The 18091-nt window shown below is 68.7% G+C and carries 16 protein-coding genes; 4 read left to right on the top strand and 12 right to left on the bottom strand.

The window, feature by feature from the left end; translation table 11 throughout:
• Positions 1-12: 12 nt before the first annotated feature.
• The 9 genes from purD to F464_RS0102405 form a co-directional block, all read right to left on the bottom strand.
• Positions 13-1302 (bottom strand): phosphoribosylamine--glycine ligase, encoded by a 1290-nt coding sequence (gene purD, locus F464_RS0102365; RefSeq protein ID WP_018988170.1) that lies wholly within the window; start codon positions 1300-1302, stop codon positions 13-15.
• 19 nt (positions 1303-1321) lie between these two features.
• A complete protein-coding gene (gene purH / locus F464_RS0102370; protein WP_018988171.1) occupies positions 1322-2911 on the bottom strand; it encodes a bifunctional phosphoribosylaminoimidazolecarboxamide formyltransferase/IMP cyclohydrolase in 1590 nt (529 codons plus the stop codon).
• A 72-nt stretch (positions 2912-2983) separates the two neighbouring features.
• Positions 2984-3220 carry a helix-turn-helix domain-containing protein gene (locus F464_RS0102375; RefSeq protein ID WP_018988172.1) on the bottom strand — a complete coding sequence of 79 codons (237 nt, stop codon included), beginning with the start codon at positions 3218-3220 and terminating at the stop codon, positions 2984-2986.
• Positions 3217-4239 (bottom strand): tRNA dihydrouridine synthase DusB, encoded by a 1023-nt coding sequence (gene dusB / locus F464_RS0102380; RefSeq protein ID WP_018988173.1) that lies wholly within the window; start codon positions 4237-4239, stop codon positions 3217-3219. The genes F464_RS0102375 and dusB overlap by 4 nt, the downstream gene beginning before the upstream one ends.
• Before the next feature lie 90 nt (positions 4240-4329).
• Positions 4330-6039, bottom strand: a complete 1710-nt coding sequence (locus tag F464_RS0102385; protein WP_232428812.1) for a sensor domain-containing diguanylate cyclase — start codon at positions 6037-6039, stop codon at positions 4330-4332.
• Positions 6040-6152: 113 nt separating this feature from the next.
• Positions 6153-7310: an FAD-dependent monooxygenase gene (locus F464_RS0102390; RefSeq protein ID WP_018988175.1), complete on the bottom strand. Its 1158-nt coding sequence runs from the start codon at positions 7308-7310 to the stop codon at positions 6153-6155.
• Entirely contained in the window at positions 7297-8649 is a 1353-nt protein-coding gene (locus tag F464_RS0102395) for an aminopeptidase P N-terminal domain-containing protein (RefSeq protein ID WP_018988176.1), read from the bottom strand. The genes F464_RS0102390 and F464_RS0102395 overlap by 14 nt, the downstream gene beginning before the upstream one ends.
• 57 nt (positions 8650-8706) lie before the next feature.
• Positions 8707-9387: an N-acetylmuramate alpha-1-phosphate uridylyltransferase MurU gene (gene murU / locus F464_RS0102400; RefSeq protein ID WP_026295676.1), complete on the bottom strand. Its 681-nt coding sequence runs from the start codon at positions 9385-9387 to the stop codon at positions 8707-8709.
• A gap of 8 nt (positions 9388-9395) precedes the next feature.
• Positions 9396-10400 (bottom strand): aminoglycoside phosphotransferase family protein, encoded by a 1005-nt coding sequence (locus F464_RS0102405; protein WP_018988178.1) that lies wholly within the window; start codon positions 10398-10400, stop codon positions 9396-9398.
• A 114-nt stretch (positions 10401-10514) separates the two neighbouring features.
• Between F464_RS0102405 and lptD the strand changes: the two genes are divergently transcribed.
• The 4 genes from lptD to rsmA all read left to right on the top strand — a co-directional run bounded on the left by lptD (position 10515) and on the right by rsmA (position 16164).
• Complete coding sequence (gene lptD / locus F464_RS0102410) at positions 10515-12944, top strand: LPS-assembly protein LptD (RefSeq protein ID WP_018988179.1); 2430 nt, start codon at positions 10515-10517, stop codon at positions 12942-12944.
• A gap of 28 nt (positions 12945-12972) precedes the next feature.
• Positions 12973-14292 (top strand): peptidylprolyl isomerase, encoded by a 1320-nt coding sequence (locus F464_RS0102415; RefSeq protein ID WP_018988180.1) that lies wholly within the window; start codon positions 12973-12975, stop codon positions 14290-14292.
• Between the two features lie 6 nt (positions 14293-14298).
• The gene (gene pdxA / locus F464_RS0102420) at positions 14299-15309 is read left to right on the top strand and encodes a 4-hydroxythreonine-4-phosphate dehydrogenase PdxA (RefSeq protein ID WP_018988181.1); all 1011 of its coding nucleotides are present in this window, start codon (positions 14299-14301) and stop codon (positions 15307-15309) included.
• Between the two features lie 63 nt (positions 15310-15372).
• A complete protein-coding gene (gene rsmA, locus F464_RS0102425; RefSeq protein ID WP_018988182.1) occupies positions 15373-16164 on the top strand; it encodes a 16S rRNA (adenine(1518)-N(6)/adenine(1519)-N(6))-dimethyltransferase RsmA in 792 nt (263 codons plus the stop codon).
• A 154-nt stretch (positions 16165-16318) separates the two neighbouring features.
• Here rsmA and F464_RS0102430 read toward each other — a convergent pair whose 3' ends face one another.
• The 3 genes from F464_RS0102430 to xth all read right to left on the bottom strand — a co-directional run bounded on the left by F464_RS0102430 (position 16319) and on the right by xth (position 18074).
• Positions 16319-16513, bottom strand: coding sequence for a YgaP family membrane protein (locus tag F464_RS0102430; RefSeq protein WP_018988183.1), 195 nt, complete (start codon positions 16511-16513; stop codon positions 16319-16321).
• Between the two features lie 98 nt (positions 16514-16611).
• Positions 16612-17289, bottom strand: a complete 678-nt coding sequence (locus F464_RS0102435; protein WP_018988184.1) for a Crp/Fnr family transcriptional regulator — start codon at positions 17287-17289, stop codon at positions 16612-16614.
• A 23-nt stretch (positions 17290-17312) separates the two neighbouring features.
• Positions 17313-18074, bottom strand: a complete 762-nt coding sequence (gene xth, locus F464_RS0102440; protein ID WP_018988185.1) for an exodeoxyribonuclease III — start codon at positions 18072-18074, stop codon at positions 17313-17315.
• Positions 18075-18091 lie beyond the last annotated feature (17 nt).

Consider the following 18091-nt stretch of genomic DNA (forward strand, 5'->3'; position numbering starts at 1 on the left):
GTGGCCGGACCCTCAGCCCTTGCGGGCGACGGCGCGGTGGCCGATGTCGCGGCGGAACTGGCGGCCGTCGAAGACGATCGCGTCGGCGACATCGTAGGCGCGCTTCTGCGCGCTGCGCACGTTGTCGCCCAGCGCGGTGACGCACAGCACGCGGCCGCCGGTGGTGAGGATCTGGCCGTCGCGCTCGCCGGTGCCGGCGTGGAACACGTGCACGTCCTCGTCTTCCGTCGTCGGCAGGCCGGTGATGGCGTCGCCCTTGCGCGGCGATTCGGGATAGCCTTCGGCCGCGAGCACGACACCGAGCGCGACGCGGCGGTCCCATTCGGCCTCGACCGTGTCGAGCTTGCCGCCGATCGCGGCTTCGATCAGGTCGGAGAGGTCGGTCTTGAGCCGCAGCATGATCGGCTGCGTCTCGGGGTCGCCCATGCGGCAGTTGAACTCGACCACGCGCGGCTGGCCGGCGTCGTCGATCATTAGGCCGGCGTACAGGAAGCCGGTGTAGGGCAGGCCGTCGGCCGCCATGCCGGCGAGCGTCGGGCCGATGATCTCGCGCATCACGCGCGCGTGCACTTCCGGCGTGACCACCGGGGCGGGCGAGTAGGCGCCCATGCCGCCGGTGTTGGGGCCTTCGTCGTTGTCCTTGAGGCGCTTGTGGTCCTGGCTGGTCGCGAGTGCCAGCGCATGCCGGCCGTCGGCGAGCACGATGAAGCTCGCTTCCTCGCCGGTCATGAACTCCTCGATCACGACGCGCGCGCCCGCCTCGCCGTAGCTGACGCCCATGCGGTTGTCGGTGAGCATCATGTCGATCGCGGCGTGGGCTTCGTCGAGCGTCATCGCGACGACGACGCCCTTGCCCGCGGCGAGGCCGTCGGCCTTGATGACGATCGGGGCGCCCTCCGTGTTCACGTAGTCGTGCGCAGCCGCCGCATCCGAGAAGGTCTGGTACTTCGCGGTCGGGATGTTGTGACGGATCAGGAAGCGCTTGGCGAAGTCCTTGGAGCTCTCGAGCTGCGCGGCGGCCCTGGTCGGTCCGAAGATCGGCAGGCCGGCGGCGCGGAAGGCGTCGACGACGCCTGCGGCCAGCGGCGCCTCGGGGCCGACGACGGTGAACTGCACCTGTTCGCGCTTCGCCAGTTCGACGAGCTCGGGGATCGCCGTGATGGCGACGTTCTCGAGCAGCGGCTCGCGTGCGGTGCCAGGGTTGCCCGGCGCGACCAGCACGCGCGTGACCTTGGGCGATTGCGCGAGCTTCCAGGCCAGCGCGTGTTCGCGGCCGCCGGAGCCGATGACGAGGACTTTCATGCTGTTTCCTGCGCTCCGATCAGTGGCGGAAGTGGCGGAAGCCGGTGAACACCATCGCTATGCCCTGTTCGTCGGCCGCGGCGACGACTTCGGCATCGCGCATCGAGCCGCCCGGCTGGATGACGGCGGTCGCGCCGGCCTGTGCGAGCACGTCGAGGCCGTCGCGGAACGGGAAGAAGGCGTCGGACGCGACGACCGTGCCCTTGACCGTGAGCCCGGCGTTTTCGGCCTTGATCGCGGCGATGCGCGCGGAGTCGACACGGCTCATCTGGCCGGCGCCGACGCCGATGGTCATGCCGTCGCGGCAGTAGACGATGGCGTTCGACTTGACGTACTTGGCGACGCGCCAGGCGAAGAGGAGGTCGCCCAGTTCCTGTTCGGTCGGGGCACGCTTGGTGACGACCTTGAGGTCGGCCACGGCGATGCGGGCCTCGTCGGCGCTCTGCACCAGCAGGCCACCGCCGACGCGCTTGTAGTCCAGCGCGCCCGCGGGCTTGCCGAGCGGGCAAGTGAGCACACGCACGTTCTGCTTCGCGGTCAGCAGCGCGAGCGCATCGGCCGTGTAGGACGGGGCGATCAGCAGTTCGAGGAACTGCGCCGAGACGGCTTCGGCCGCGGCGCGGTCCACTTCGCAGTTGAAGGCGATGATGCCGCCGAAGGCCGAGGTCGGATCGGTCGAGAAGGCCTTGCGGTAGGCGGCGAGGGGCGACTCGGCGACCGCGACGCCGCAGGGGTTGGCGTGCTTGACGATGACGCAGGCGGGGGTGGCGGCCTCGAAGGCCTTCACGCATTCCCAGGCCGCGTCGGCGTCGGCGATGTTGTTGTACGAGAGTTCCTTGCCCTGCAGCTGCTTGTACGACGCGATGGCGCCTTCGGGCGCCTTCGGTTCGCGGTAGAAGGCCGCGGACTGGTGCGGGTTCTCGCCGTAGCGCAGGTCCTGCACCTTGTCGAAGGCGATCTGGAAGCGCTCCGGGTAGGCCTGCTTCGCGACTTCGCCCTTGTCGCCGAAGGTCAGCGACGTGAGGTGGTTGGAGATCGCGCTGTCGTAGCGTGCGGTGTGCGTGAAGGCCTTCACCGCGAGGGCGAAGCGCGTCTTGTAGCTCAGTTCGCCGCCGTTCGCTTTCAGTTCGTCGACGATGGCCGCGTAGTCTTCGGGGTCGGTCACGATGCCGACGCCGCCCTGCTCGTCGCCGTGGTTCTTCGCCGCGGCGCGCACCATGGTCGGGCCGCCGATGTCGATGTTCTCGATGGCGTCTTCCAGCGTGCAGTCGGGCTTGGCGATGGTCTGCGCGAAGGGGTAGAGGTTCACGACGACGAGGTCGATGCGCGAGATGCCGTGCGCGGCGATGGTCTCCATGTGCTCGGGCAGGTCGCGGCGCGCAAGGATGCCGCCGTGGACCGTCGGGTGCAGCGTCTTGACGCGGCCGTCGAGCATTTCGGGGAAGCCGGTGTGCTCGGACACGTCGGTGACCGGCAGGCCTGCATCGCGCAGCATTGAGGCGGTGCCGCCGGTCGACAGGATCTTCACGCCGAGGCCGTGCAGGGCCTGGGCGAATGCGAGGACGCCGTGCTTGTCGGAGACGCTGATCAGGGCTTGGGAGACTTTCATCGTTCGGGTCGCAGGAAGGAGTCGGAAAGGCCTGGCGCGCCGCCGCAATGCGCGGCGCCGCGGGGAGTCGGGTTACAGCAGTTCGTATTCGGTGAGCTTGCGCCGCAGCGTGTTGCGGTTGATGCCGAGCATCTCCGCGGCGACGGTCTGGTTGCCGTTGGCCTGGCGCAGGACGAATTCGAGCATCGGGCGTTCGACGTTGCGGATCACCATCTCGTAGATCGCAGCCGGTTTCTCGCCGTCGAGGTCACGGAAATACTGGTCGAGGGTGCGGTGCACCGAATCGGCAATTTCGTTGGGGCGGCTCATGCGGCAAGTTCCTGCGGGAGGTCTTCTTCGTAGCGCAGGCGGGCGTCCTGCTGGGCCAGCTGGCCGAAAAAGTCTTCGACGGCAGCCGTCTGGGAACGGACGTCGGGGAGCTGGTTCATCGCACGGCGGAAGGCGGCCGAGCCGACCAGGCCTTTCGTGTACCACGAGATGTGCTTGCGGGCGACCTTGACGCCGGTGTCTTCGCCGTAGAAGGCGTACAGGTCGGCCAGGTGCTCGCGGCACACGTGGAGGATCTCGCTGACGAGCGGCGGCGGCATCAGCTCGCCGGTCGCGAGGTAGTGTTCGGTCTCGCGGAAGATCCACGGCCGGCCCTGGGCGGCGCGGCCGATCATGACGCCGTCGGCGCCGGTGTAGTCGAGCACGTACTTCGCCTTCTCGGGCGAGGTGATGTCACCGTTGGCGATGACCGGGATCTTCACCAGGGTCTTCACGTGCGCGATGGTGTCGTACTCCGCCTCGCCCATGTACTGGTCGGCGCGCGTGCGGCCGTGGATCGCGATCGCGCGGATGCCGGATTCCTCGGCGATGCGGGCGATCATCGGCGCGTTGCGGTGCTGGCGGCTCCAGCCGGTGCGGAACTTGAGCGTGACCGGGGTATCGGGTACCGCGGCGACGACGGCTTCGAGGATGCGGGCGACGAGGGGCTCGTCCTGCATCAGCGCGGAGCCCGCCATCACGTTGCACACCTTCTTGGCCGGGCAGCCCATGTTGATGTCGATGATCTGCGCGCCGCTGTCCGCGTTGTGGCGGGCGGCCTCGGCCATCATCCGAGGGTCGGCGCCGGCGATCTGCACCGAGATCGGATCGACCTCGCCCTCGTGATTGGCGCGCCGAAGCGTCTTCGCGCTGCCGTAGAGCAGCGAGTTGGACGTGACCATCTCGCTCACGGCGACGCCCGCGCCGAGCTTCTTGCACAGCTGGCGGAAGGGGCGGTCGGTGACGCCGGCCATGGGGGCGACGAAAAGGTTGTTGCGCAGGGTGAAACCGGCGTACTGCATGGGCGGGGCGTGTTGCGGGGGAAAGTTCGGGATTTTACCCCATGCCGCGCCGGGCGAGCAGGGGAATGCTCGCCCCGGACAGCGACTGCGTCACACCGGTGTGGTATCCGCGCCCGTCGTCGGTGGTGTCGTCGGCTCGGGAGGAAGCGCGCGCGTGCTGCGGTTGCGTCCGCCTTCCTTCGAACGATAGAGCGCCGCATCGGCGGCCTCGATCAGGCCCTCCGGGCTCGAGACGGGAATCTCGGGGGAAGCCGCGACGCCGACGCTGATGGTGACCTTGAGGCCGTCGACTTCGGTGGCTTCGATTTCGGCACGCAAGCGCTCGGCGACGCAGAACGCACCCTCGAGTGTCGTGTTGGGCAGGATGCCGACGAATTCCTCACCGCCGTAGCGGCACGCGAGGTCGTACTTGCGCAGCGCGTCGTGGAAATTCTTCGCGACCGCCTGCAGCACCCGGTCGCCCTGGTCGTGACCGTGGGTGTCGTTGAATTTCTTGAAGTGGTCGATATCGAACATCAGCACCGCGAGCGGGTTGCCGGTGCGCTGTGCGCGGCTGTATTCGGTGTCCAGCGTGGCGTCGAGGTGGCGGCGGTTGAAGAGGCCGGTGAGGCCGTCGGTGGTCGAGAGCCGGCGCAATTCCTCCTCGAGGCGTTTCTCTTCGGTGATGTCGCGCAGCAGCGCGGCCGATCCGACGACGTTGTGGTCGTTGCCGAAGATCGTGGAGGCGAAGACCTGCAGGACGCGCTCCTTGTAGGTGGTCGTGATCGCGCCGCCCTGCTCGGGATCGGACAGCCACAGGCGCATCTGCTCTTCGTCGTCGAGCAGCGAGTAGAACCCTTCCCTGGCGATCTGGCCCGCGGGCTTTTCGAGCAGGCGTTCGGCCGCGGGGTTGACCAGCACGATCTCGCCGGCGCTGTCGGTGACGACGATGCCTTCGCCTGCGCCGTGGATGATGGTCGTGAGCTTGTCCTGCTCGCGGCGCAGTCCGTCGTAGGTGGTCCTCAGCTCCGAAGTCATGCGGTTGAAGCTGTTGGCCATGGTGCCGATTTCGTCGCGGCTGTGGATCGGCACCTGATGGTCGAGGTCGCCGTCCGACACGCGGGTCATCGCGTGGGTGACCTTCTCGAGCGGCTCGACGATGGTGCGGCCGAGCATGTAGCCGGTGAGCAGCATGGTCGCCATCAGTGCCAGCGCAAGCCCGCCGATTGCGTACTGGCGCACCTCGTAGATGTCGCGTTCGACGGCGGCGAGCGAGGTCGTCAGCTTGATCACGCCGCGCACCTTGTTCGCGGTGCCGTGGCACTTGCTGCAGGGCTCGATGTACTTGATCGGTGCGAGGAAGGTCAGGTTGCGGTGGCCGTCCGGCCCGGGTTCGTACACGGCGAGCGTGCGGCCGTCGCTGACGGTTGCGAGCAGGTTGGGGTCGTCGGCCGACAGCACGGGGATCTGCTGTTCGTGGTCGCGCGGTGTGAAGGTTTCCTCGCCGCGGCGGCGATTCACGTCGTGGATGGTCTTGTTGTCGCGAAAGGCTTCGTCGCCGTTGGTCCGCAGGATGCGGAAGTCGATGATGTCGGTCACCTTCTTCAGGCGGTCCGCATAGGACTCGGCGATGTCCGCGGAACCCGCCAGCATCACCGCCTGCAGGCCCTGAGCCACGCTTTCGGTGAGCTTTTCCATCGTGCGCTCGTTCTGGCTCAGGACTGACTGTTCCTGGAAGTGCGTGTAGAAGAACGCCATCGCCACGAGCACGACCGTGACCGCAATGCCGACCGCGAGGGTGATCTTGTAGCGAATCCGCATGTTTTTGTTCATGTGATGGAACGTCAGCACCGCGATTGTTCGGACGCAATCATATAACGGTGGGTTAGCGGTGGGTTGGCGGTGGGTTGGCGGCGGGGCCGGTGCCGCGCGCGTCAAGGCCAGGCGCGGGCGCCGAACATCATGCGGCGGGCGATGAAGTGGCGCAGCGGCGGCAGCATGTCGAGCGCGAACAGGGCGGCACCGCGCGCGTGGTGCAGGGGCGCGGAGTCGTTGCTGAAGATGCGCACGAGGCTGTCGGTGAAGTTGATCGCGCCGAAGCGGTCGACCCGGCGGGCGTCGCGCCAGGCGGCGAGCGTGCCGGCGAGGCCGGGGTCGCCGCCGTGATCGAGGAGGGTGCGAGCGAGCGCCCACACGTCGCGCAGCGCGAGGTTGAAGCCCTGGCCGGCGACCGGGTGCAGGGTCTGTGCGGCATTGCCGAGCCACACGGTGCGCTGGCCGACGGGATCGCTGCGGTAGCGCAGCACCAGGGGGTAGCGCAGCCGGCCGGTGACGCGCGCGAGGTGCACGCGGCTGCCGAAGCGGTGCTGGAGGTGTTCGAGGTAGGCTGCGTCGGGCAGGGCCAGGAGTTCGGTGGCGCGCCGGGGCGAGGCGACATGCACCAGGGCGTACTCGTCGCCATGGGGCAGCAAGGCGATCGGTCCCTCGCTGGTGAAGCGTTCGAAGGCGGTGTCGCCGTGGCTGCCGGTGATGCCCACGTGGGCGATGAGCGCGTGCTGGCCGTAATCGCGCTCGACGATGTCCGGCGCGCCGGCCTGCAGGCCGCCTTCGGCGCAGGCGACGAGGCGTGCGCCGGCGGTGGTGCCGTGGATGGCCGCACCGGTGCCGGCGAGGCTTGCCGTCACCGAGTCGGGGCCCGCAGCCAGGCCGGCCACTTCGGTCTGGTCCATGACCGTGATGCCGGCGCGATCGACGGCGTCGCGCAGGGCGCCGGCCAGCGCGCCGGCCTGGACGACGTAGCCGAGTGCAGGCAGGCCGTAGTCGTCCGCCTCGAGCCGGGTGCGGCCGAAACCGCCTTGCTGCGACACGTGGATGTGGCGGATGGGTGTCGCCGGCAGATCGTGCCACACGCCCAGGCGTTCGAGCGTGAGGCGCGAGCCGTGGGCCAGCGCGAGCGCGCGCGGGTCGGCGACGACGGCATCGCGCGCGCGCGTGTCGGCCAGCGCGATCGCGAGGCCGCTGTCCTTGAGTGCGAGGGCGAGCGACAGGCCGACCGGGCCGGCGCCCACGATCAGCAGGTCATGCCGCGCCATCGGCGGCCTCGCGCATCACGTCCTCAATATCGGCGACCGTGCGCGGCGCGGCTTCGGTGATGTATTCGCAGCCGTCCTCGGTGACCAGGGCGTCGTCCTCGATGCGCACGCCGATGTTCCAGAACGCTTCGGGCACGCCTTCGGCGGGGCGGATGTAGCAGCCGGGTTCGACGGTCAGCACCATGCCCGGTGCCAGCGGCCGCCAGTCGCCGTCGAGCTTGTATTCGCCGGCGTCGTGTACGTCGCGCCCGAGCCAGTGGCCGGTGCGGTGCATGTAGAAGCGGCGGTAGTGGCCCTGTTCGAGGACTTCGGCGAGGCTGCCGGACAGGAGCTTGAGGTCGAGCATGCCCTGCGCGAGCACCTCGACAGCGGCGTCGTGCGGCATGTTCCAGTGCGCGCCGGGCCGGATCGCGGCCTTCGCGGCGTCCTGGGCGGCGAGCACGAGTTCGTAGATGTCGCGCTGCGGGCCGCTGAAGCGCCCGTTCACGGGGAAGCTGCGGGTGATGTCGGAGGCGTAGCCGTCGAGCTCGCAGCCGGCGTCGATCAGCAGCAGCTCGCCGTCTTCCATGCAGCGGTCGTTTTCGATGTAGTGCAGCACGCAGGCGTTGGCGCCGCTGGCGACGATGGACGGGTAGGCGGGGGCCTGGCTGCCGGCGCGGCGGAAGGCGTGGATCAGCTCGGCCTCGATCTCGTACTCGAAGCGGCCGGGGCGGGTCGCGGCCATCGCGCGGCGGTGGGCCTCGCCGGAGATATCGCCTGCGCGGCGCATGATCGCGATTTCCGATGCGTCCTTGAGGATGCGCATCTCGTCGAGCTCGGCGCGCACGTCGCGGATCGCATGCGGCGGGATCGCGCCGGCGCGGGCATTGGCGCGCACGGTGTTGAGGGCGCGCAGCACGCGGGTGTCCCAGTCGTTGTCGTGGCCGAGGCTGCACCACAGTGCAGGCTGTCCGGACATCAGGTCGGGCAGGCGCTGGTCGAGGTCGCCGATGGTGCGGGCCTCGTCGAAGCCGAAGCGCTCGCATGCCGCGTCAGGGCCGTAGCGGTAGCCGTCCCAGATCTCGCGCTCCTCGTTCTTCTCACGGCAGAACAGGATCGATCGGGGCGAATCGCCGCCGATCAGTACGAGCACCGCCTCGGGTTCGCCGAAGCCGGTGAGGTAGTGGAAATAGCTGTCGTAGCGGAACGGGTACTGCGTGTCGCGGTTGCGCGCGTATTCCCGGGCGGTCGGCACGACGGCGATGCCGCCGCCGAGTGCGTTCATGCGGGCGAGCAGACGCTCGCGGCGGGCGCGGAAGGGGGCGGTGTCGAACGTGGGGCGGTCGAGGGGCGTATTCATCGGCAGATTATGGCATGTGGGCTGGTGTCGGATTCGACCGGACCTGCCGGAGCGCGTTCAGGTGCGGATTCCGCGCAGACGGGCGTCGAGCTCGGCGAGCCGCGCCGGGGTGCCGACGTCGAGCCAGTAGCCGGCGTGCAGCGCGCCGCGCACGCGTCCGGCGTCCATCGCGTCGCGCAGCAGCGGGCCCAGCGGGGCGCGGGTGCCGGCGGGGAGGGAGGCAAAGAGGTCGGGGTGATACACGCCCAGGCCGGAGAAGGTCAGGCGGGGTGCTCCGTCGCGGTGCAGGCGCGCGTCGGCGAGGCGGAAGTCGCCGTCCGGGTGGTGGGACGGGTTCGGTACCATCAGCAGGTGGGCGAGATCGCCGTCGGCGGCCAGCCCTTCGCCCGCCGCACGCAGGGCGGAGATGTCGGCGTCGCAGAAAACGTCGCCGTTCACGACGAGGAAGGGTGCGTCGCCCAGCAGCGGCAGGGCCTGGCGGATGCCGCCGGCAGTCTCGAGCGCCTCGGCCTCGGGCGAGTAGCGGAGGCGCACGCCGAAGGCGCTGCCGTCGCCGAGGGCGGCCTCGATCATCGCGCCGAGGTGGGCGTGGTTGATCGCGATGTCGGTGAAGCCGGCGTCGCGCAGGCGCTCTATGTGCCACACGATCAGCGGCTTGCCGCCCGCCTGCAGCAGGGGCTTGGGGCAGGCGTCCGTCAGCGGGCGCATGCGTTCGCCGCGCCCGGCGGCGAGGACCATCGCGCGCATCAGAAGGTGTAGCCGACTTCGACCGGCTCGGGGTCGAGGTGGTCCAGCAGCTTCAGCAGCGGCCCGAGGTCGCGGTAGCGCTTGCACGCGCGCCGCAGGTAGTCCATCACCAGCGGCATGTCGCGCAGGTAGCCGTCCTTGCCGTCGCGGTGATAGAGGCGGGCGAAGATGCCCAGCACCTTGATGTGGCGCTGCACGCCCATCCATTCGTAGTCGCGGTGGAACTCGGAGAAGTCCTCGCGCACCGGCAGGCCCAGCTTGCGCGCCGCTTCCCAGTAGCGCGCGAGCATGTCGAGCGCGAAGTCCTCTTCCCAGTGGATGTAGGCATCCTTGAACAGCGATGCGAGGTCGTAGGTGAGCGGGCCGTACACCGCGTCCTGGAAGTCGATGATGCCTGGGTTGGCCTGCTCCGGGAGGTACATCAGGTTGCGCGAATGGTAGTCGCGATGCACGAAGACCTGCGGTTCGGCGAGGTTCACGGCGAGGATGCGGTCGAAGGTGTCCATCAGCGTGACGCGCTGACGGTCGTCGAGCGTGACGCCCTTGTGGCGCTCGATGTACCACTCGGGGAAGAGCATCAGTTCGCGCAGCAGCAGTTCGCGCGAGTATTCGGGCAGCACGTCGGGGCGGCTCGCGTGCTGGATCGCGATCAGCGAGCCGAGCGCGTCGGCGTAGAGGTGGGCGGCGTTGTCCTTGTTCAGCGCAGCGAGGTAGGTCGTGCTGCCGAGGTCGGAGAGCAGCAGGAAGCCCTGGTCGAGATCCTGTGCGAGCACTTCCGGGACGTGGGCGCCGGCGGCGCGGAACAGCTCCTCGACGTTCAGCCAGGGGCGGCAGTCCTCGCGCTCGGGCGGCGCGTCCATGACGACCAGGCTGGGGCTGCCATCGGCGAAGTTCACGCGGAAGTAGCGGCGGAAGCTGGCATCGGCCGATGCGGGCGTGAGCTCGAAAGCCTTTCCGGACATTCGGGTGGCCAGCCAGTCGTTCAGTTGGGCAAGTCTGTGCACCGGGTTCTCCGCAACGCTTCGTGTAAAATCCGCGAGTTTATCAAAAGGCCGGGACCGTGCCGGGCACGGGTTGATGGCGATGAAACCAGGATTGGGGAAAGCGCTTTGCGCGATATGCGATTGAGAACGCAGCTGCGGGCGATCCCGCTGCTGCTGTGCTGTTTCTCGGGCTCGGCCCTGGCGGCCGGACTGCCGCCGCTGGTCGTGTCGCCGGATCTGCTCGGTGGCAGCAGCCCCCGTGCGCCGACGAAGCCCGCACCCGCCGCCACGCCGGCCGAGTCCGGGCAGCCTGCGGCCGGCGCTCGCCCAGCGGCGAAGATGCCCGCTTCTGCGCCCGCTGCTGCCACGCAGACGCCGGCAAAGCAGCCGCCCGCGCAGGCGGGTGCCGCGTTGCCGCAGGGCGCGACCGAAGTGCGCGCACAACGCATCCGGGGCACGCGTTCCGTGGAGCTGCTCGCCGAAGGCGACGCCCAGCTGCAGCGCGACGACATGCTGCTGTCTGCCGACAAGATCACCTACCGCGAGCTTGACGACGAGGCGCATGCGGAAGGCAACGTGCGCCTGGCGAGCGGGCAGGACAGCATGAGCGGGCCGGAGGCGCGGCTCAAGCTGGAGGAGCACCTGGGTTCGTTCGAATCGCCCGTTTATCGCATCAAGCGCCAGTCGACCCAGCCCGTGCAGCCGGGCGAGGCGCCGCGCGAGGTCGCTGGCGGCGGCAGTGCGGACGTGATGTACTTCGAGGGCGAGAACCAATACCGGCTGAAGAACGCGACCTGGACGACCTGCGAAGCGAGCGATCCCGACTGGTACCTGAAGGCCAACGACCTGCATCTTGATTACGACCGTGACCTCGGCACCGCGAACGGTGCAACCATCATGTTCCAGGACGTGCCGATGCTGTGGTGGCCGTGGGCGGAATTCCCGCTCGCCGGCCAGCGCCAGTCGGGCTTCCTGGCACCGACCTTCGGCATGTCGAACAAGGTCGGTCTCGATATCTCCGCGCCGTACTACTGGAACATCGCACCGAACTACGACGCGACCATTGCGCCCCGCTTCATGGGCCGGCGTGGGGTGCAGCTGGCAACCGAATTCCGCTACCTGACGCCGACGCAGCACGGCGAGAGCCGCGTCGAGTGGCTGCCGCGCGACAACGTCACCGGCGAGGAGCGCGCGCTCGGCTCGTTCCAGCATTCGCAGGTCATCACGCCGAGCCTGTTCGCGTTGGTCGACTGGAACGGCGTCAGCGACAAGGAGTATTTCGAGGACCTCAGTTCGCGTGTTTCCGTCGCGTCGCGCGCGAACCTGGTGCGCAAGGGCGTGCTGACCTACGCCGGCAGCGATTGGTGGAATGCTTCGGCGACGGTCCAGAGCTACCAGACGCTGTCGGGCGGCGAGCCCTATCGCCTCATGCCGCAGCTGCAGCTGAACGCGAACCGCAGCGAACTGCCGGGGGGGACGACGTTCGCGTTCAAGGGTGAGATGGTCCAGTTCGACCACCCGGATGCGAGCCGCCCCGAGGGTAGCCGCTTCACGCTGTATCCCCAGCTGTCGCTTCCCTTCGAGCGTGCCGGCTATTACGTGACGCCCAAGGTCGGCCTGCATCACACGCAGTACGACCTGGATCGCGACCTCACCGGCGCGAAAGGGTCGATCACGCGTTCCCTGCCGATCTTCTCCGTCGACAGCGGCCTGTTCTTCGAGCGCGACGCCAACCTGGCCGGCCGCGACTTCGTGCAGACGCTGGAACCGCGTGTGTTCTACGTCAAGACGCCGTTCCGCGACCAGAGCGACATCCCGGTGTTCGACTCGTCGCGCTACGACTTCGGCCTCGCGCAGATCTTCTCCGAGAACCAGTATTCGGGCGGCGACCGCATCGCCGATTCGAACCAGGTGACCGCGGCCGTGACCTCGCGCCTGATCGATCCGGAATCGGGCGGCGAGCGACTGCGTGCGACCGTCGGCCAGCGCTTCTACTTCGATGATCAGCGCGTGACGCTGCCCGGCGAGGAGCCGCGCACCGGCCGCCGCGCCGACGTCCTGGGCCTCTTCAGCGGCTACGTGATGCAGAAGACCTGGCTCGACTCGACCGTGCAGTACAACCCGCGCGACAACTGGACCGAACGCTTCAACATGGGCGTACGCTACCAGCCGGACTTCGCGAAGGCGCTGAACCTCTCCTACCGCTATTCGCGCGGCCGGCTTGCCGACGAGAGCGACAGGATCAAGGATCTCTCCCTGTCCGGCCAGTGGCCGCTGGGCGGCGGCTGGTACGGCGTCGGGCGCGTGACGCGCTCGTTGAAGGAAGACCGCGTCACCGAGGCGATCGCGGGCATCGAGTACGATGGCGGCTGCTGGGTCGTGCGTACCGCGGTGCACCGCTTCGCGACCAATCCCGACGACGTGACCCAGGCCGTGTTCGTGCAGCTCGAGCTCAACGACCTCACCAGTCTGGGTACCAGCCCGATCACCTTGCTCAAACGCAGCGTCGCTGGTTATGGGAAGATCAACGATCCCGTTTCCAACCGCGTTTTCGGCGCCGAGTGAGCGCCTCAACATCGACACACGACAAAACATGATCCGAATCCCCTCGCGCCTGGGCATCGCCCTGATTCTCGGCCTCGCCGGCGCTCCGGCGCTGTTTCCCGCGCATGCGGCGTCCGCGCGCCCGGTGGCGGTCGACCGCATCGTCGCCGTCGTCAATAACGAGGTCATCACCACGCTGGAGTTGCGCGAGCGCGTCCAGCAGGCGCAGCGCCAGCTCGCGCGCCAGGGCACGGCACTGCCGCCGGCCGACGTGTTCGAGCGTCAGGTGCTCGAGCGGCTCGTGCTCGAGCGTGCGCAGATGCAGCTCGCAGCGGAAACCTCGCTCAAGGTCGACGACGCGACGCTGGACCGCGCGATCGGCCGCATTGCCGAAAACAACCGCATGAGCATGACCGACCTGCGCCTCGCGCTGGACAAGGACGGCATCACCTGGAACCGCTTCCGCGACCAGATCCGTTCCGAAATCCTGCTCACGCGCCTGCGCGAGCGCGACGTCGACAGCCGCATCGTCGTGACCGACGCGGAGATCGAGAATTTCCTCGCGAACAATGCCGACGCACTGTCGGGCGAGGAGTTCCACGTCGCCCACATCCTCGTGCGTGTGCCCGAAAACGCGACGATGCAGCAACAGTCGGAGCGCATGGCGCGCGCCGAGAGTGCCGTCGAGCGTCTGCGTGCGGGTGAGGATTTCGGCCGCCTCGCGGCCTCGGTTTCGGACGCGCCGGACGGCCTGAGCGGCGGCGACCTGGGCTGGCGCGGGCGCGATCGTATGCCCGTGCTGTTCGCGGATGCCGTGCGCCAGATGAAGCCGGGCGAGGTGTCCAAGGTCATGCGCAGCCCGGCGGGCTTCCACATCGTCAAGCTCATCGAGAGCCGCGGCGGAGCGGCGGCAGGGCTGCAGCAGATGCAGCAGACGCGCGCGCGCCACATCCTGATCCGCACCTCGGAGATCGTGACCGACGCGGACGCGGAGAGCCGCCTGAACGGCCTGCGCGAGCGCGTCGTCAACGGCGGGAATTTTGCGGAACTGGCGAAGGTGAATTCGGCCGACCTGTCGGCCGCCAAGGGCGGCGACCTCGGTTGGGTCAATCCGGGCGACACGGTGCCGGAGTTCGAGCGTGCGATGGACGCGCTGAAGCCGGGTGAAGTCAGCCCCCCGATCAAGTCCCCCTTCGGCTGGCACCTCATCATGGTCGAGGAGCGCCGTATGCAGGACGTCACCGACGAGCGCAAGCGCACCGCCGCGCGCAATGCGTTGCGCGAGCGCAAGGCCGACGAGGCTTACGAGGAATGGCTGCGGCAGCTGCGCGACCGCACCTACGTCGAGTACCGCACGGAGAAGGAGTAAGGCGGCGTGCCGGGGCTGTCCGTGGCATCGCCTGTGCGCCTGACGGCGCGGTTGCCAATTCTCGCCGTCACGAGCGGCGAGCCGGGCGGCGTCGGACCGGAGCTGTGTGCGCATCTGGCCGGACGCGACTGGCCGGTGCGTGCCGTCGTCCTCGGCGACATCGGGCTGATCCGCGAACGTGCCGGTGACCGTGCCGCAGTCGTGCCCTTCGACGCCGCGTGCGACGCGGGGCCGGCCGGTGCTCTCGAGGTGCTGCACGTTCCGCTGGCCGTGCCGGCACGCGCCGGCGTGCTCGACGTGGCGAATGCCTCCTACGTGCTCGCGCTGCTCGACCGCGCGCTGGCGGGCTGTCGCAGCGGCGAGTTCGCCGGGATGGTGACGGCGCCGGTGCACAAGGGCGTGATCAACGATGCGGGCGTCGCGTTTAGCGGGCATACCGAGTACCTCGCCGAGCACACCGCGACGCCGCTGGTCGTGATGATGCTGGTCGGCGGCGGCATGCGCGTGGCGCTGGCGACGACGCACCTGCCGCTGGCGGCGGTGCCGGCGGCGATCACGCGCGAGTTGCTGGAGGCGACGCTGCGCATCCTGCACGCCGACCTGATGCGGCATTTCGGCCTGACGGCGCCGCGCATCCTCGTCGCGGGCCTGAATCCGCACGCCGGCGAGGGCGGCCACATGGGGCGCGAGGAGATCGAGGTGATCACGCCGGTGCTGGAGAAGCTGCGCGGCGAGGGCATGCGGCTCGCCGGCCCCTTGCCGGCCGATACGCTGTTCGTGCCGCATACGCTGGAACAGGGCGACGCGGTGCTGGCGATGTACCACGACCAGGGCCTGCCGGTGCTCAAGCACGCGAGCTTCGGCGGCGGCGTGAACGTGACGCTCGGTCTGCCGATCATCCGGACGTCGGTGGATCACGGCACGGCGCTGGATCTGGCCGGAACCGGGCGTGCCGACCCCGGCAGCCTCTTCGCCGCCGTGGAACTGGCGATCGCGATGGCCGGTGCGCGCGGCTGAAGCCGCGCCCCTGCACGGAGCGCAGAGCGGCCGTGCGCCGCATATTTCAATTCAGAGCCTTACATGACCGAGCACCACGCGCGCAAGCGTTTCGGGCAGAACTTCCTGTCCGACCCCAATATCATCCGCAAGATCGTCGATGCGATCCGCCCCGCCGTGGGCGACACGATCGTCGAGATCGGTCCGGGCCTTGCGGCGATGACCGATCCTCTGGTCGAGCGCCTCGGGCACATGCACGTGGTCGAGATCGACCGCGACCTGATCGCGCGCCTGAAGGAGCGCTACACGCCCGAGCGCCTGACCATCCACGAGGGCGATGCGCTGAAGTTCGATTTCGGCAGCCTGGGGGCGCCGCTGCGCGTGGTGGGCAACCTGCCGTACAACATCTCGACGCCGCTGCTGTTCCACCTCGCCGCCTTCGCAGACAGCGTTTCGGACATGACTTTCATGCTGCAGAAGGAGGTCGTGATGCGCATGGTGGCCGAGCCGGGCACCGAGGACTACGGGCGGCTGTCGGTGATGCTGCAGTACCGCTTCCGCATGGCGCGGCTCTTCGATGTGCCGCCGGGGGCGTTCCGGCCGGCGCCGAAGGTGACATCGAGCATCGTGCGCATGGTGCCGCTGCCGCCCGAGCAGCTCGGCGCGCAGGACGAGGAGCTTCTCGGCCGCATCGTCGCGGCGGCCTTCGGCCAGCGGCGCAAGACGCTGCGCAACACGTTGCGCGATTTCCTGGATGAAGCGGATTTCGCGGCGCTCGGTATCGATCCGGGTTTGCGCGGCGAGCGCCTCGGCGTCGCGGATTACGTCGCCATCGCGAACCACGTCGCGAGGAAGGCGCGCCTCGCGCAAGCATGAGGCGCGCTGGCGGGATGCGCTGCGCTCCTCCCGCCCTACGTTCGGAGCTCCACGGTCTGCCCGTCGGGTGTTTCGCGGCGGCGGCTCTTTTGCCGTGCCGGAGAAACGAAAAAGCCGGGTCGCCCCGGCTTTTTTGCGAAGTCGCGAAGGACGCTCAGGCCTTTTTCATCGGGCAGGTGTTGAGGCCGAAGATCGAGTAGGCCGGGCACCAGCCCATCAGGCCGGTGGCGAGGGGCACGACGCCGATCCAGGTCCAGGGGGTGCCGACGCCCATGATCGCGAGAGCGATCAGGACCAGGCCTGCGGCGATGCGAAGGATCTTGTCGATGCCGCCGACGTTTGCATTCATGATTTTCTCCGTGGGGGTTGTCCGGGTTGGTGAGCGTATTTCACCACCCCCATCCCCGTGGGTCTGTAACCTTGGTTACACAGCCCCGAGCCCGCGGTTCAGCCCTGGCGTCCGTCGCTTGCGATGCGGCGCAGGCCCGCGGGGTCGAGGATCTCGATCTGTTCGCGCGACAGCTTCACCAGGCCTTGCGCGGCAAAGCCCTTCAGCAGGCGGCTGACGAACTCGCGCACGCTGCCGAGTTCGTCGGCGAGATGCTGGTGCGTGGTGTGCAGGAGGCGGCCCTTGCCGAGCAGCAGGCCGGCAAGGCGCTGGTCGAGGCGGTGGAAGGCGACTTCCTCGATGAGCTGCATCAGGTCGGCGATGCGCTCGGCGAAGAGGTGGAACACGAAGCTGCGGAAGGCCGGTTCGCCGAGCAGCGCGTCGAAGTCGGACTTGGGCAGCATCAGCAGCACGGTGTCGGTCTCGGCGACGCCGCGGGCGTTGTAGTCCTCGTGTCCGAGCAGGCAGGACGAGGAGATGATGCAGGTCTCGCCCGGCGTGACGCGGTAGAGCGGCAGCTCGCGGCCGTTCGGTGCGCATTTGACGACGCGCACCGAGCCTTCGACGACGAAGGGAAAGCCTTCGCAGGCCTGGCGGTCGTCGAACAGCAGCGTTCCGGCCGGCACGCGCGCCCAGCGGCCCGCCGCGAGCAGGCGCAGGCGCGCGGCGTCGGGCAGCGCTGCGATCATCGGGTAGCGTGCAGCCGCGAGGGCGGGATCCGGGGTCGGCGTGCTCATGGGGGACGGCGCTTCGGGGGCCACTACAGGGCCAGCTCGACGACGACCGGCGCGTGGTCGGAGGGGCGCTCGAGCTTGCGCGGCGTCTTGTCGATCACGCAGCTGCGGCAGCTGGCGCGCAGCGCCTGCGAGACCAGGATGTGGTCGATGCGCAGGCCGAAGTTGCGGCGGAATGCCCCCATGCGGTAGTCCCACCACGAAAAGCTCTTCTCCGGCTGTTCGAAGAGGCGGAATGCGTCGGCGAAGCCCAGTTCGATCAGCGCGGCGAAGGCGGCGCGTTCGGGCTGCGAGACGTGGATCTCGTCCTTCCAGTCCGGGTGGGCGTCGCGGTCCTCGGGGGCGATGTTGAAGTCGCCGGCGAGCACGAGCCGTTCATGGCTCTTCAGCTCCTCGCGCAGCCAGTCGGTGAGGGCGGCAAGCCAGCGCAGCTTGTATTCGAACTTGTCGGAACCGACGGCCTGGCCGTTGGGGAAGTAGGCGCTGACGACGCGCACGCCGCCGATGGTCGCGGCGATGATGCGCTTCTGCTCGTCGGCGAAGCCGGGGATGTCGCGGATCGTCGCATCCGGGGCCTGCGGGCTGAGGATAGCGACGCCGTTGTAGGTCTTCTGGCCGTTGAACACCGCCCGGTAGCCGGCCGCTTCGAGCTCGGCGGCGGGGAAGACCTTGTCCTCCATCTTGAGCTCCTGCAGGCACAGGGCGTCGGGCTGGTTGGCGGCCAGCCAGTCGAGCACGTGGGGCAGGCGGACCTTGAGCGAGTTGACGTTCCAGGTGGCGATTTTCATGGGGATGACGGTGTGTT

It is taken from the genome of Aromatoleum toluclasticum ATCC 700605, from assembly GCF_000378245.1.
In the GTDB taxonomy this organism is placed as follows: domain Bacteria; phylum Pseudomonadota; class Gammaproteobacteria; order Burkholderiales; family Rhodocyclaceae; genus Aromatoleum; species Aromatoleum toluclasticum.

What these genes read in the sequence shown, in the direction of transcription:
- F464_RS0102395 (WP_018988176.1), bottom strand. Translation starts at nt 8,649, where the DNA reads ATGAATACGCCCCTCGACCGCCCCACGTTCGACACCGCCCCCTTCCGC.
- xth (WP_018988185.1), bottom strand. Translation starts at nt 18,074, where the DNA reads ATGAAAATCGCCACCTGGAACGTCAACTCGCTCAAGGTCCGCCTGCCC.
- purH (WP_018988171.1), bottom strand. Translation starts at nt 2,911, where the DNA reads ATGAAAGTCTCCCAAGCCCTGATCAGCGTCTCCGACAAGCACGGCGTC.
- F464_RS0102390 (WP_018988175.1), bottom strand. Translation starts at nt 7,310, where the DNA reads ATGGCGCGGCATGACCTGCTGATCGTGGGCGCCGGCCCGGTCGGCCTG.
- F464_RS0102435 (WP_018988184.1), bottom strand. Translation starts at nt 17,289, where the DNA reads ATGAGCACGCCGACCCCGGATCCCGCCCTCGCGGCTGCACGCTACCCG.
- rsmA (WP_018988182.1), top strand. Translation starts at nt 15,373, where the DNA reads ATGACCGAGCACCACGCGCGCAAGCGTTTCGGGCAGAACTTCCTGTCC.
- murU (WP_026295676.1), bottom strand. Translation starts at nt 9,387, where the DNA reads ATGGTCCTCGCCGCCGGGCGCGGCGAACGCATGCGCCCGCTGACGGAC.
- lptD (WP_018988179.1), top strand. Translation starts at nt 10,515, where the DNA reads ATGCGATTGAGAACGCAGCTGCGGGCGATCCCGCTGCTGCTGTGCTGT.
- purD (WP_018988170.1), bottom strand. Translation starts at nt 1,302, where the DNA reads ATGAAAGTCCTCGTCATCGGCTCCGGCGGCCGCGAACACGCGCTGGCC.
- F464_RS0102375 (WP_018988172.1), bottom strand. Translation starts at nt 3,220, where the DNA reads ATGAGCCGCCCCAACGAAATTGCCGATTCGGTGCACCGCACCCTCGAC.
- dusB (WP_018988173.1), bottom strand. Translation starts at nt 4,239, where the DNA reads ATGCAGTACGCCGGTTTCACCCTGCGCAACAACCTTTTCGTCGCCCCC.
- F464_RS0102415 (WP_018988180.1), top strand. Translation starts at nt 12,973, where the DNA reads ATGATCCGAATCCCCTCGCGCCTGGGCATCGCCCTGATTCTCGGCCTC.
- F464_RS0102385 (WP_232428812.1), bottom strand. Translation starts at nt 6,039, where the DNA reads ATGCGGATTCGCTACAAGATCACCCTCGCGGTCGGCATTGCGGTCACG.
- F464_RS0102430 (WP_018988183.1), bottom strand. Translation starts at nt 16,513, where the DNA reads ATGAATGCAAACGTCGGCGGCATCGACAAGATCCTTCGCATCGCCGCA.